Origin of the sequence: Ktedonobacter sp. SOSP1-85 (assembly GCF_016587415.1) — a bacterium.
GTDB lineage: Bacteria > Chloroflexota > Ktedonobacteria > Ktedonobacterales > Ktedonobacteraceae > Ktedonobacter.
On the sequence record NZ_BNJI01000003.1, the window covers coordinates 1,098,298 to 1,112,121 of the forward strand.

General features: G+C 56.0%; 10 protein-coding genes. 6 read left to right on the top strand and 4 right to left on the bottom strand.

The annotated features are described in order from the left end of the window. Window positions 1-20: 20 nt before the first annotated feature. The 3 genes from KTE_RS42935 to KTE_RS42945 are packed head-to-tail and all read right to left on the bottom strand — an operon-like array spanning window position 21 to window position 3,221. Window positions 21-866 carry a sugar phosphate isomerase/epimerase gene (locus tag KTE_RS42935; RefSeq protein ID WP_236600989.1) on the bottom strand — a complete coding sequence of 282 codons (846 nt, stop codon included), beginning with the start codon at window positions 864-866 and terminating at the stop codon, window positions 21-23. Between the two features lie 12 nt (window positions 867-878). Beyond that, window positions 879-2,042: a dihydrodipicolinate synthase family protein gene (locus KTE_RS42940; RefSeq protein WP_201393052.1), complete on the bottom strand. Its 1,164-nt coding sequence runs from the start codon at window positions 2,040-2,042 to the stop codon at window positions 879-881. A gap of 18 nt (window positions 2,043-2,060) precedes the next feature. Then, the gene (locus KTE_RS42945) at window positions 2,061-3,221 is read right to left on the bottom strand and encodes a Gfo/Idh/MocA family protein (protein ID WP_201393054.1); all 1,161 of its coding nucleotides are present in this window, start codon (window positions 3,219-3,221) and stop codon (window positions 2,061-2,063) included. Window positions 3,222-3,766: 545 nt separating this feature from the next. Between KTE_RS42945 and KTE_RS42950 the strand changes: the two genes are divergently transcribed. From KTE_RS42950 to KTE_RS42970, 5 genes are all read left to right on the top strand, one after another. Next, a complete protein-coding gene (locus tag KTE_RS42950) occupies window positions 3,767-4,819 on the top strand; it encodes a LacI family DNA-binding transcriptional regulator (RefSeq protein WP_201393056.1) in 1,053 nt (350 codons plus the stop codon). 204 nt (window positions 4,820-5,023) lie between these two features. Next, window positions 5,024-5,557, top strand: a complete 534-nt coding sequence (locus tag KTE_RS42955) for a (2Fe-2S)-binding protein (protein ID WP_201393058.1) — start codon at window positions 5,024-5,026, stop codon at window positions 5,555-5,557. Further along, window positions 5,554-8,064: a molybdopterin cofactor-binding domain-containing protein gene (locus KTE_RS42960; protein ID WP_201393060.1), complete on the top strand. Its 2,511-nt coding sequence runs from the start codon at window positions 5,554-5,556 to the stop codon at window positions 8,062-8,064. Before KTE_RS42955 ends, KTE_RS42960 begins: the two co-directional genes overlap by 4 nt. After that, window positions 8,064-9,059 (top strand): xanthine dehydrogenase family protein subunit M, encoded by a 996-nt coding sequence (locus tag KTE_RS42965; RefSeq protein ID WP_201393062.1) that lies wholly within the window; start codon window positions 8,064-8,066, stop codon window positions 9,057-9,059. Before KTE_RS42960 ends, KTE_RS42965 begins: the two co-directional genes overlap by 1 nt. Window positions 9,060-9,113: 54 nt before the next feature. After that, window positions 9,114-10,388 (top strand): phenylacetate--CoA ligase family protein, encoded by a 1,275-nt coding sequence (locus KTE_RS42970; protein WP_201393064.1) that lies wholly within the window; start codon window positions 9,114-9,116, stop codon window positions 10,386-10,388. 36 nt (window positions 10,389-10,424) lie between these two features. Here the strand turns inward: KTE_RS42970 and KTE_RS42975 are convergent, their stop codons facing one another. Next, complete coding sequence (locus KTE_RS42975; protein WP_201393066.1) at window positions 10,425-11,324, bottom strand: class I SAM-dependent methyltransferase; 900 nt, start codon at window positions 11,322-11,324, stop codon at window positions 10,425-10,427. A gap of 375 nt (window positions 11,325-11,699) precedes the next feature. On the opposite strand from KTE_RS42975, the gene KTE_RS42980 reads away from it, so the two are divergent. After that, on the top strand, window positions 11,700-13,808 hold the full coding sequence (locus KTE_RS42980; RefSeq protein ID WP_201393068.1) for an ATP-binding protein: 2,109 nt from the start codon (window positions 11,700-11,702) through the stop codon (window positions 13,806-13,808). The last annotated feature ends 16 nt before the right edge of the window (window positions 13,809-13,824 follow it).

Here is a 13,824-nt window from a genome sequence, read left to right on the forward strand (position 1 = left end):
TGTTTGACCATACTTCTATGCTAGACACATTGCTTGTAGCGCTCGCTCATCAGGTGTAGGACCTCCATGCCTGGTAACTCCCAGAGCGCTTGATTGAAGATCTCCACTTCAATGGGGCCGCTATAGCCTGCGGCCTCCACCAGGCGCCGCAGGCGCCGCAGGTCGATGACGCCATCGCCCATCATGCCCCGACCATTCAACATATCGGGCGTGGGTACAAGCCAGTCACAGACATGGAAGCCCAGGATGTGGTCACTCGCTGCGGCAACCTGTTCTTCCAATTCGGGGTCCCACCATACATGATAGGCATCAATGATGACGCCAACGCCTGGATGCGCCAGGCGCCGCACAAGCCGATTTGCCTCGCCCAGGCTAACGATCACTGAGCGATCGCCCGCGTACATGGGATGTAGTGGCTCGATACCTAGCTTTACGCCGTGCTCTTGCGCATATGGCAGTAAGATACTTATCGACTCTTCGACATAGGCACGCGCCGCGGACAGATCCCGATCCGCGGCAGGGCCGCACACCAACACCAGCGTCTCTGTCCCCAGGGTTGCCGCCTCTTCTATGGCGCGCCGATTATCATCGAGGCGCTCCTGGCGCTCCCGCACGCTCGCGGCACAAAACCAGCCGCCACGGCAGAGACTGGATACCTTGAGACCCGCGTCGCGTACAAGGCGCGCGCTCTCCTGTAGCCCGGTCTCAGCCACCTTGTCGCGCCAGAGACCAATCGAGGGGATGCCAACGCGGGCGCAGCCCTCAACGGCCTCGCGTACGCTCCAGGGCTTAGTGGTCATCTGATTCAGGCTCAAGCGCGAGAGATCTGAGAGATTTGAGAGATCAGTAAATATGTCGTCGTGCATGCTTCTTCCTCTCTAGGCCATGCCAGCCACAGCCAGCACACGCCGCATGCGTTCACAGGCCATAACGGGGTCTACAAGCAGGCCTGCCTTATCCGCCAGGATAAACAGGTCGGCCAGGTGCACAAGCGAGCGCGCGCTCTCCAGGCCTACAACCAGGCGAAAATGCTCCTGGTGCCCATTCAGGTACGCCATAAAGACGACGCCAGTTTTGTAGTAGTAGGTAGGAGGCTGGAAGATATGGCGCGAGAGCGGCACCGTGGGTGCCAGGATGGCTTCATAGCGCTCCCATTCCTGGGCGTCTAACGCTTGAAAAGCGGCGGCGGCAGCGGGCGCGATGGCATCAAAGATCCCCAGCAGAGCGTGACTGTAGCCTTGTTCATCTCCACGAATGAGGTGGGCAAAGTTGAAGTCGTCGCCGGTATACATGCGCACTCCCTCCGGCAGGCGACGCCGCATCTCGACTTCGCGTTCAGCATCTAAGAGAGAGATCTTGATGCCATCAATCTTGCTAGCGTGGCGCTGAATGAGGTCGAGGCAGACCTCCATCGCCGCGCCATGCTCAGCATGCCCCCAGTAAGAGGCAAGAGCGGGATCAAACATCTCGCCAAGCCAGTGCAGAATAACGGGTTGGCTTACCTGCGAGAGAATGGCGTCGTAGACGTAGACGTAATCCTCTGGCGCACGCGCACAGGCAGCAAGGGCGCGGCTCGCCATCAAGATGATGCGCCCACCCTGCCCCTCGATAAAGGCGCACTGCTCCTGATAGGCCTCTATGACATTGGCGAGGGTCAGGCCAGGCCTGGGCAGTAGGTGATCTGTACCTGCGCCACAGGCGATCTCGCCTCCATAGGACCGCGCCTCAGCCAGCGAGCGGCGTATCAACTCCTGGGATACCGTCCAATCCAAACCCATGCCACGTTGCGCCGTATCCATAGCTTCCGCGACTGAGAAGCCCAGGCCCCAGAGATAGCGGCGATAGGCCAGCGTCGCATCCCAATCCAATGTCGCCCCCGCGCCAGGAGTATTATCGGCGAAGGGGTCGGCAACCACATGCGCAGCGGCGTAGGCCTTGCGCTGGCGCGCTGGCGCGCTTGTCAGGGAATATGGTGAGGCCTCTGAAAGGGTGTATGTTTCCAGCGTATGGTTAACGCGTGGCAGACGTATCTGATAGATCATGTGTGCTTCCCTCCTCGCCTAACTCAGTTCAGCAGTCAGGTCGGGAACGTCTATCCAGCGTCTCTCCTGCCAGGAGCGTAGCCCCAGTTCGGCTACCTGCACGCCTCGAGCGCCTGCCAGCAAATCCCATGGGAAGGGGGTGTCACAGGCGACATGCTTGAGAAACATCTCCCACTGGACCTTGAAGGCGTTCTCAAATATGGCATTATCTGGCACGTCCTGCCAGTTTGCATAGAAATCAATGGGGTTTGGAATGTCGGGGTTCCAGACCGCCTTTGGCGTGTTCACGCGGCTCTGCACCTTGCACTCGCGCAAGCCAGCGACCGCGCTACCATGGGTGCCATCAACCTGGATCGAAAGCAGTTCATCGCGATACACACGGACGCACCAGGACGAGTTAAAGTGAGCTATAATACCGCCCACTAGCTCAAATGTGGCATAAGCGGCATCGTCAGCGGTGCTGGCATAGGGCTGGCCCTGCTCATCGACGCGCTCAGGAATATGCGTAGCTCCCAGGCAGGAGAGGGCCTGAACCTCACCAAAGAGGTTCGCCAGGACATAGCGCCAGTGACAGAGCATGTCTACAATGATGCCACCCCCATCCTCCTGGCGATAGTTCCAGGATGGTCGCTGTCCAGGCTGCCAATCGCCCTCAAAGACCCAGTAGCCAAACTCGCCGCGCACCGAGAGGATACGCCCAAAGAAACCGCTATCGATCACACGTTTGAGCTTTAAGAGGCCCGGCAAAAAGAGCTTATCCTGCACCACACCATGTTTGATCCCCGCCTGGCGCGCCTGGACTGCCAGCGCGAGGGCTTCGCGCGTATCAGTCGCGGTTGGTTTCTCGCAGTAGATATGTTTCCCTGCGCGAATGGCGGCACTGACGCTCTCATAACGCTGCTTCGTCGTCTGGGCATCAAAGTAAATCTCGTCTTCCTGGTTGCGCAAACAGCTCTCCAGATCGGTGCTCCAGCGCGTGATGCCGTACGCTCGCGCCAGGGCCTCTATCTTTTGTGCATTGCGCCCAACCAGAATAGGGTCGGGCATTAATACATCGCCATCCGACAACTTAACGCCCCCCTGCTCACGAATGGCGATAATCGAGCGAATCAAGTGCTGATTCATGCCCATGCGCCCGGTAACGCCATTCATAATGATGCCAATTCTACGTGTTGCCATTGTCCATTCCTTTCGCGGCTATGCCACACTATCTCGTCATTGAGAAAACGTTATCCTCTCGCTCTCATGTTCAGAATAAAATAGAAGGGCTTTATAAGCTCCTACCCCCAAGATATGGCTATTTTCAGATTTACTTTACAGTAAACGTTTACTATTACTAACTATAAACAACCTGGAGTATTTTTGTCAATATCTTTTCTCTTTCACTCCGGAGCTTTCCAGTTCTCTTCCAGTTCTTGCCTTGGCTCACTACGCTCGCCTCGGAGTAAGGGGGTGTGGGTGGAAAACGGCATTGCCGTTTTCCACCCACACCCCCTTACCTCTGAGCGCCGCAGGCGTGAAGAGCTCCATATGCATGAGAATTGGAAAGCCCTGTCCTTCACTCGGGCTTCTCAAAAGTTATCCATGTCCTGATGCTCAAAAAGAACTTTTGAGCATCCCTATCTTCTACTTGACAAAAGTGGGGGACTCAGGAATACTTGCATAGTAATCCATTACTAATACAGTTTGCGTATGTGCGCAATGGGGAGTAGAGAGTTAGAGCGATGGGGAAACAGTTAGTCTCAATTGTGGATGTGGCCAGGCGCGCCGGGGTCTCGGTGGCCAGCGCCAGCCGTGTTTTAAGTAACGCCTCCTATCCTGTCAGCGAGGAGACACGCGGCAAGGTGCTGCAGGCCGCCCAGGAGTTACATTATGCACCCAACTCTCTGGCACGTAGCCTGCGCGCTCAGCGCAGCAACCTGATCGCGGTCCTCGTGGGCGATAACGCCGATCCCTATTTCGCTGAGATCACACGCGGCGTCGAAGAGGTGGCGAACGATTGCGGCTATCTCACTATCGTCTGCAATACTGAGCGCAAGGGTGAGCGCGAGCTACATTATCTCCAGATGCTCCAGGACTACCGCGCCGATGGTGTCATCTTCGCGGGAAGCGGCCTCAATGAACCTGGCCATACTGAGCGCCTCAATACCATAGTGCAAACTATGCGTGAGCGCGGGGCGGCAATAGTAGCCCTGGCTCAACATACACTTCAGGTACCCGCTATCCAGGTTGATAACGCTAGCGGAGCTCGTGCCATGACACGCCATCTATTGGAGCTGGGACACCGGCGAATCGCGTTTATAGGCGGTCCCTCCAATCTGATTGTGGCCAATATGCGTCTACAAGGCTACATGGCCGCGCTTATTGAGGCAGGCCTGGATATTGATCACACGCTTATCCTGGCGGGAAGCTTTGACCGCGAGGGAGGTGAACAGGCGGTGTACAACCTGGCCCAGTTGCCTGAGCCTCAGCGTCCCAGCGCGATTTTCGCCGCCAACGACGAGACAGCCTTTGGCGTTCTTCGAGGACTTAACAGTCTCGGCTGGCGCGTGCCAGCCGACATCTCCGTCTGTGGCTTTGGTGACCTCCCTATGGCCCAGGTGGTTGTTCCCTCCCTCACGACGGTCCATATTGGCCTGCGCGATTTAGGCCGAAGCGGCATGCGCAAGCTCCTGGCCCAGCTTCAACACGATGATGCCGCAGACACCGAACTGCTACCCGTACAGGTCGTCCCCCGCGCTACAACCCAGACCTATTCACCACCCATCACAGGCTAGCTGCGCACCTGCGGTGCTCAGAGGGTATGTATGTGGCATGGAGGGCGTGCATTCGCACGCCCTCCATGCCACATACATACTTATAGTGAGCCGAGAAGATGCAGCTCTTGCATCTGCTCACCCCTGAACATATACTTGTTCTTATGAACTAACAAAATATTCTTCAGTTTGAATAACGGGCTTCAAAAGGAGCGAGCACCAGCTATGCAACGAACGCTCATTACGCTCACTATCAATGGCGAAGAGAGAGAAGTCGCGGTCCTGCCTCATCATACCCTTATGGAGGTGTTGCGCGAGGATCTTGGGCTGACTGGCACTAAGCACGGCTGTGAACTGGGCGAGTGTGGGGCCTGCACCATCCTACTGGATGGCGAGCCTGTTCTCTCCTGCCTGGTGCTGCCTCTGGCGGTGCAGGATCGTGCTATTACAACTATAGAGGGTCTGGAACGCTATGGTCGACTTCACCCCCTACAGGAAGCCTTTGCGGAACTGGGCGCGGCTCAGTGTGGCTATTGCACACCCGGAATGCTCCTGGCGGGCGCGGCCCTGCTGGCAAAAAACCCTCGACCTACCCACACACAGATGAAGGAGGCTCTGGCAGGTAATCTCTGCCGTTGTACTGGCTATACCAAGATCTATGAGGCTCTGGAAAAGGTGGCGGAACGAGGAGAGGTAGAAAGCACGAGACTGCCACGCCAGCTTCATCGTCGAACGGGATTAGGAGGCAAACGACAATGAAAGAACAGCAATTGGACAACAGGCAGCCTCACCCCTATAGTATAATCGGTACGTCCAGACCTAAAGTCGATGCTTACCCCAAAGTTACTGGCCGCGCCCTGTATGCAGACGATATCTCGCTGCCACGCATGCTCTATGGCGCCTTGCTGCGCTCCCCTCATCCCCACGCCAATATTCTCGCCATTAATACACACCGTGCCCTCGATCTTCCAGGCGTGATTGCTATCCTCACAGGCTCAGACCTACCACACAAGTTCGGTATCCTCCCCTCCAGTCAAGACGAGTACGCCCTGGCGCGCGATAAAGTACGCTATGTCGGCGATCCCGTGGCCGCCGTGGCTGCGCTCGATCCCGAGACCCTTGAGCAGGCTCTGAAGCTGATCGAGGTTGAGTACGAGGTCCTGCCCGCCTTGATGAGCATCGACGAAGCCCTGGCCCAACCCGATGTCAAGATCAATGAGGAGGCACGCATCGGCAATATCCACAAGGCCGTCGCCTATGAATTTGGAGATGTGGAGGCAGGCTTCGCTGAGGCCGACTACATGCGCGAGGACTGGTTCTACTACGAGGGCAATACACACGCGCCAATCGAGGAGCACGCCTGCGTGGCAAACTGGGAACCTAATCCCAGCGACCCCATAGGCGGAAAACTAACCCTCTGGAGCTCAACTCAAACGCCTCACTATGTGCATCGCGAGTTGAGCAAGGTCCTGGGCCTGCCCCAATCGCATGTGCGTGTAATCGTCCCCAATGTGGGTGGCGGCTTTGGTGGCAAGTCTGATCCTTTTTCACACGAGATCTGTGCCGCCGAACTCTCACGACGCACTGGACGACCCGTAAAGATTACTTGCACACGTGAGGAGGTCTTCCTGCTGCACCGGGGACGTCATCCCGTTAAGATGTGGATTAAGACGGGCGTAAAGCAGGATGGTACGCTAACAGCTATGCACTTCCGCTCCTTCCTGGATGGAGGGGCTTATGGCTCCTATGGCATCGCGACTACCTATTATACTGGTGTGCTCCAGACTGTCACCTACAAGTTGCCATCCTATAAGTTCGAGGGCATGCGTGTCTTTACCAATAAGCCTCCCTGTGGTCCCAAGCGCGGACATGGCACGACCCAGCCGCGCTACGCCCTGGAGACACACCTGGACAAGCTGGCGTGTGACCTCAACATAGATCCTCTCGCTTTGCGCAAACACAATCTGATCCAGCCCTACACCCGTACCATCAACGGGCTACGTGTAACCAGTTGCGCCCTGGATAAGTGTCTGGACGCTGTCACCGAGCGCTCCCACTGGTATGAGAGGCGCCAGAATACTCCAAATCAACCGTCTGTGGTGGGCCGAGGCCTGGGTGTCGCCGCCGCCTCCTACATATGTGGCGCGGGTAAACCTATTTACTGGAACGATATGCCACACTCCGCGGTGCAGATTCGCCTGGACCGTGGCGGCGGCGTGACCATCTACTGCGGCTCAACGGATATCGGGCAGGGCTCGACATCGATTCTGGCCTATATCGTTGCCGAGGAACTGGGCATCACACCAGAGCATATCCACGTGGAGACCGCTGACACCACACTTACTCCCGTTGATTTGGGTTCCTACTCCAGTCGTGTGACCTTCATGGCGGGCAACGCCGCCATCAGCGCCGCTCGTAAGCTCAAGCAGCAGCTTTTTGAGGTCGCCGCCACACGCCTGGCTGTTCCAGTTGGACGCCTGCTCGCAGCAGAAAACACTCTCTACGACGAGGCTGATCCTGGTCGCTCACTACCCTTCACTTTGGCAGTCCAACTTGCCGAGACGAAGTTTGGCGCGCTGGTCGCGGCTGGAACATACGGGCCCCCCGAGGGCATTCACGGCGATTATAAGGGCGCGGGCGTCGGCCCATCACCAGCCTACTCCTACTCGGCCTGCGCGGCCCAGGTGGCGGTCGACATAGAGACTGGCGAGCTGACCGTTGAGAAGCTCTGGCTGGCCCATGATGTTGGGCAGGCTATCAATCCCCTGCTTGTGGCAGGCCAGGTCGAAGGCGGGGCATATATGGGCTATGGCGAGGCCGTGATGGAACAGCAAATCTTCCGCAAGGGTCGCCATAAGATCCCTTCACTGCTCGACTATAAGCTCCCTACAACCCTGGATACGCCCGAGATCGAGACGATTCTTATCGAAGAGGCCGACCCGGAAGGGCCCTTCGGAGCCAAGGAGGCGGGGCAGGGGCCGCTCAATCCCGTGATTCCAGCCATAGCCAACGCCGTTTACGACGCTATAGGCATCCGCATTGATGAGACGCCCATCACGCCAGATAAGATCCTCCAGGCCCTCAAAGCCCTCTCTGGTCAACGCGTCCAGGCACGCAGGATACAACCTGTTACCGCCCCCAATCCCTGGCCCACTCGCCTCATTCAATGGCAACCCGATGAGCAGGCAAAAGTTATTGAGCCTGCATCACATTATGGCTATAAGAGCAATCAGCGCGCTACGTTGACGAAAGGAGGAGATATCTGATGCTTCGCCTTCCCCCATTTCGTCACCTGGCACCCTCCACACTTGCTGAGGCCGCGCATATGCTCAGTGAGGAGGGCGAGCAGGCCATGCTGGTCGCGGGCGGTACCGACCTCCTCCCAAATATGAAACGCCGCCAGTTTACCCCGCAGGTCCTCATTGGCATCGGCAATCTTCCTGAGCTAAGCCATGTCACAGGCTCGCCCGAGGATGGGATGCACATTGGCGCGGGCGTGACACTCGCCAGGCTCTCCGAGCGGTCCGACATCCAGAGTGCTTACTCTGCCCTGGCCAGCGCGGCTAGCTCGGTCTCGACACCTCAATTACGCGCTATGGGTACGCTTGGCGGCAATATCCTGCTTGATACACGCTGCAACTACTACAATCAGAGCGAGTTCTGGCGCCACTCCATTGGCTATTGCATGAAGAAAGATGGCGAGATCTGCCTGGTCGCGCCAGGCAGCCCACGCTGTTGGGCCATCTCCTCCGCCGATACCGCACCTGTACTGTTCAGCCTGAAGGCCCAGGTGCGACTCGTTAGCGCACGTGGAGAGCGCATGTTACCAATCCAGGAACTTTATCGCGACGATGGCATGCATCCCTATACCCACGAGCCTGATGAGATATTGCGCGAGATCTATCTCCCGCCTGCTGAGGGCTGGAAGAGTACCTACCTCAAGCTACGGCGTCGTGGTTCGTTCGATTTCCCCCTCCTGGGTGTTGCCATCGCTCTGCGTCAAGAGCACGATGGCACCATACAAGAAGCGCGCATCGTGCTCGGAGCTGTCGCCTCGTATCCGATTGTAGCGGAGAAAGCCGCGGCGCTCCTACATGGTCAGCGCCTCAGCGTCAATCTCATAGAACATGTCGCCCAAGAGGCCACCAGGCTCGCCAAGCCACTCGATAATGCCGACCTTACTATCAACTACCGCAAACAGGTCACGCTCGTCTACATCCGGCGCGCCCTCAACCAGTTTCTTACTAATAGCAATCAATAAGTAGAGTAGAAATTATCCGCATGGACGTGTACGTTCAGAGAGGATGACGGGACCATGATGGACCTGGAAGGTGCTATGAGAGCACAGATCGCTGCTCATCAACTACAACGGCTCCAGAAAGGGCTACGCCGTATCTCCACTCATAACCGCTTCTATGAGCGCAAGTTCGCCTCCGCCGGGCTTAATATTGATGGTATTCGATCTATAGCCGACCTGGCATGGCTCCCTTTTACTGTCAAACGTGAGTTGGTGGCCGATCAAGAGGAGTATCCCCCCTTTGGGAGCAATCTGACTTATGCGCCATCGGCCTATATACGCCTGCACCAGACATCAGGTACTACAGGTCACCCATTAAAGATTCTTGATACACAGGAGAGCTGGGACTGGTGGGCAAAGTGCTGGGAGACTGTGTATAGGGCGGCAGGCGTGACGAAGGAGGACATTCTCTTTCTGGCCTTTGGCTTTGGCCCTTTTATTGGCTTCTGGTCGGCTTATGAGGGAGCTAAACGCATAGGCACATTGACTGTGCCTGGCGGCGGCATGACCTCGCTACAGCGATTACAGGTCCTTCAGGATGTGGGCGCAACCGTCCTGGTCTGCACACCAAGCTATGCCCTGCACCTGGCCGAGATCGCTCGCGAGCAGCATATTCCTTTACATAAGAGCCGCATCCGCCTGACCATTCACGCAGGCGAGCCTGGGGCCTCAATTCCCGCAACGCGCAAACGGATTGAGGAGGCCTGGGGCACGGAGACCTTCGATCATGCAGGTATGACGGAAATGGGAGCCTATGGCTTCACCTGTAGCGCGCATACCGGCATTCATGTCAATGAAGAGGAGTTTATCGCCGAGATCCTTCAGCCTCATTCTGGGCAGGCAGTCGCAGAGGGCGAGAAGGGCGAGCTGGTACTGACCAACCTGGGGCGCTGGGGCAGTCCCGCCTTGCGCTATCGCACGGGCGACCTGGTTGAGCATGGAGGCTATGCCTGCGCCTGTGGACGAGGCTCTCTCCTGCTGAAGGGAGGCATTCTCGGACGCGTGGATGATATGCTTATCGTACGCGGGGTCAATCTATATCCCTCGGCCCTGGCAGGTGTACTGCATCGCTTCCCTGAGATTGCGGAGTACCAGGTGCTCGTTACTCGTGATGGCAGGATGGATGAAATTACCCTCAAGGTTGAGTGCCCCACAGAGCTTATTCCACGCCTTCAGGAGGATCTACGACTTGCATTCAACTTGCGCATCCCTATAGAGGTCGTTGAGCCGCAGACGCTGCCGCGCTTTGAACTAAAGGCCCGGCGTGTCATCGATCAACGACCTCGTGCATGATTTAGGGAGAGAAGGCTACCTCCTTTCTCCCTTAGATCAAGCCTTATTTGGATCGGGAACTTCACCAAGCACGGTCACGAAGGTCCAGAGGGCGCAGAAGTCCGGCGAGTTCATGTCTTCCAGCGCCAGGTGATAGAGGCGGTCTAGCTCTTGCTGCGTCGCCAGTCCCAACTGGAGCAGGTATGGCTGCACCAGTTTATAGACTGTCTGCCCATTCTGATAGGCTCTCACACGCTCAAGGCTGCTTGCCGAACAATCAATGGCGTAGCTAAAGAGGCGCACATTGCGACAACCTGCGTCCTGCAACAGGCGCTTCATCACTGGTATAAGGCCGAGATGGCGCCCATCAGGTGAGAAACCAAGGCCTCCCGCCTTCATGCTCTGGGCAATCAAGGCGTTCAACTGTTCACAGGCGGCACTATTGGTGAGCGGCGCCTCCGCTTCTACGACGCGAATAGCTCCGCCCGGTCGCGTGATACGCGCACATTCCCGCAAAAAGGTGGGCCATTTACTCGTTGGCATGAAGCTAGAGAGCAGCCTCGCATTGACGAGATCGAATGTATTGTGGGGAAAATCCAATGGCCCGGTTGCGTCCATGAGGTGCAAGTGCAGATTCTGTACATCCTCTTCCTGAGCCTGTGAGCGCGCATATTCTAGCATTCCCAGGTTGATATCAACGCCCGTCACCTGGACAGTCGGGTGCGCAAGCGCGATATCAACGGCCCATCCTCCGGCACCACACGCAATATCAAGCACATCTTGAATATGGGAAAAGTCGCTTATCTCTGGCAGGGCACCTCCCATGCCATTCGCCAACAGGCGATGCTGTTTACACAGGCGCGCGACCTCGCCGAAATTATCGGCATCTATAAAATATGTGCTCTCACCAACCTGTTCTTCTCTCTTCGCTTCAATAGCTTCCCATTGCTCCGACATAGAGTCCTACTTCCTTAAAGTATCAAAAATAACCTCTCTCCAAAACAATTATAATATGCTGACTTTAGTACCGCAATATAGCTTAACCTCTTGACACATGTCCTAATTACGGTTTAGATTACAATAATTGCGTATTTCAGTTGCCTCTCATCCGCTATACACATATGTTTAAAAAAAGTCCTGAAGTAGAACGCAGAAAGTAGCTACTCAGATCCTCTCTCCAAGAGACACTCGCAGCGTCTCAGACGCTGCGTAGGGTTATGGGATGTGGAAAAAAAACCGGAAGGTTTTTTTTCCACATCCCATAACCCTACGAGCCACGTAGTGGCGAGAAGTCCTGAGCAGTTGCCGCAGCAATTTTAAGCAGGTGCGCTTATGAGTTCCCTTATGAATACCAGGCCATATCACTATGCGGAGACAATGTTAGAGCATGCTCCAGTAGGTATGGCTATTTATGATGCCGCCGATTTTCGTTTGCTTGAGGCCAATTCGCGCTTCCTGGGCTTTTTTGATACCCACTTTGCGACTCAACCGGAGCATAAGCTCCGGCCCGATCAGACTGTTGCCGATTGGGTATATCATCCCCAGAGCGCGCAACTTCTCGCCATCTTTCAGCAGGTCAAAGCCAGCGGCCAGGCCTATCAGAACCCTGAGTTTTGTTTCCACAGCGGCGAAGGCGTTTCTTATTGGAGTTGGACTCTCCAACCGGTCTTTGATGATCAGCAGAATATCACGCACATTATTCAGAGCATTACGGAAGTAACTGAGCAAGTCCTGGCGCGTCAGAAAGCTGGTGCGATTCTCAGCACAAAGAGCGATTTAGCCGAAATAGAGCACCAGGCGGTGGCAGTCATCGAACACATTGCGCGCAGCCTGCGCAACTCCCTCGAAATCGAAACCGTGGCTCAGACAGCTATTCATGCGATTGCACATCATATCCGTCCCCTCAAAGCCAGTCTCTTTGTCAGCGACACCACGCACCGCGCGCTACGTTGCCTGTCCTCGCACCAAGACGCCCAGGCCGAGCATCGCCTGCTAGACGTTGACTACCTGCCCTTCGAGAGCCAGAATCTCCCCCTTACTTCCTCAATTCTCCAGCAGCGCGAACCTGTACTCATTACTAATCTCCAACTGGCCGCCGCTCAGGAGCGTGTGCCCGCCAGAAACCCATTCGTGACCGCCGGGATACTGGGCTATGCCTACCTGCCCCTCTGGCATAGCAATCGCTTTGAGGGGGCGCTCTGTGTACTTTTCCAGACCCCCATCGATCCAGCAGGACCTGAGATCCGCATCTTACGCGGATGCAGCGCGTATATCGCCTCGGCTATGGCGCATGCGCGCATCCATACCTCTGTCGAACGCGAACAATCCTATCTCCAGGCCGTTTTGGATCAGCTCCCTGAAGGCATCCTGATTGTTGAGGCAGCCAACGCGACCATCAGTTACGCGAATGAGGCCGCCGCCAACATCCTCGGTTTAGAGTCACAGGATGTTATTAATCAGCCATTGCACCATTATCGACGGCAAATGAAGAACGAGGATATGCGCGTGGGTGGGCAAATGCTCACGCCCTGGACGGTTATCGTGGTGCGGGCACTCTGTGGCGAAACCATTAAAGGCAAAGAGGCTATCGTTGTGCATGCAGGGGGAAGTCGTCTGATTACACTGGCTTCCTGCGCGCCTTTCTACACGGAAGATGGTATTATGAAGGGCGCAGTCGTCGTTCTACAGGACGTCACGACCCAGAAGACCTTCGAACAGCATAAAAATGAGTTCTTCTCTATCGCCAATCATGAGCTGCGCACACCAATCACGGTCATTCAGGGCTTTGCGGAGATCCTCCAGATGAAGGCCCAACAAGAGCCCATCTTTGATGGCACAACGAAATATGCCTTGAGCAGCATCTCGGAACAGAGCCAACATCTTACCCACTTGATCGAAGAGATGCTCGATATCTCGCGGATTGAGCAATCCCGCTTCACCCTTCAACGCCAGGCATATGACCTGCTACCCATCATCACCAATGTGTTTCAGGGTCAGCAGGTAGCGGCTCGCCAGCACCAGCTTCACTTCATACTGCGTGGTCTTAATGTCAGCGACCGCCTGCTGGCCCTGGTGGATGAAGAGCGTTTAATCCAGGCGCTCAACAATCTTATTGGCAACGCGATAAAATATAGCGCGCCAGGCAGTGAAATTGAGGTTGGTTTGCGTTACAATAGAGAGCAAGAGGGAGATCAGGAAGTTGTTTTCTGGGTTAGGGACCAGGGCATTGGCATCGCCAACGATGAAATCCCGCTGATCTTCAAGCGCTTCTACCGCGCGCGTAACGTTGATCAGAGCCAGAGCGGCTTCGGTATTGGCCTCTACCTGGTCAAAGAGGTAATTTCCAGGCACGGTGGGCGCATCTGGGTTGAAAGCAAGGAGGGCAAAGGGTCAACGTTCTATTGTGCCCTCCCAATCGTAACGCTCCAAACCACACCTTAACAGTGGTGTTCTTACA

Bases quoted from the DNA above. Each gene is read 5' to 3' on its own strand.
- KTE_RS42975 (WP_201393066.1), bottom strand. From the start codon at position 11,324: ATGTCGGAGCAATGGGAAGCTATTGAAGCGAAGAGAGAAGAACAGGTT.
- KTE_RS42935 (WP_236600989.1), bottom strand. From the start codon at position 866: ATGCACGACGACATATTTACTGATCTCTCAAATCTCTCAGATCTCTCG.
- KTE_RS42965 (WP_201393062.1), top strand. From the start codon at position 8,064: ATGCTTCGCCTTCCCCCATTTCGTCACCTGGCACCCTCCACACTTGCT.
- KTE_RS42950 (WP_201393056.1), top strand. From the start codon at position 3,767: ATGGGGAAACAGTTAGTCTCAATTGTGGATGTGGCCAGGCGCGCCGGG.
- KTE_RS42955 (WP_201393058.1), top strand. From the start codon at position 5,024: ATGCAACGAACGCTCATTACGCTCACTATCAATGGCGAAGAGAGAGAA.
- KTE_RS42970 (WP_201393064.1), top strand. From the start codon at position 9,114: ATGATGGACCTGGAAGGTGCTATGAGAGCACAGATCGCTGCTCATCAA.
- KTE_RS42940 (WP_201393052.1), bottom strand. From the start codon at position 2,042: ATGATCTATCAGATACGTCTGCCACGCGTTAACCATACGCTGGAAACA.
- KTE_RS42960 (WP_201393060.1), top strand. From the start codon at position 5,554: ATGAAAGAACAGCAATTGGACAACAGGCAGCCTCACCCCTATAGTATA.
- KTE_RS42945 (WP_201393054.1), bottom strand. From the start codon at position 3,221: ATGGCAACACGTAGAATTGGCATCATTATGAATGGCGTTACCGGGCGC.
- KTE_RS42980 (WP_201393068.1), top strand. From the start codon at position 11,700: ATGAGTTCCCTTATGAATACCAGGCCATATCACTATGCGGAGACAATG.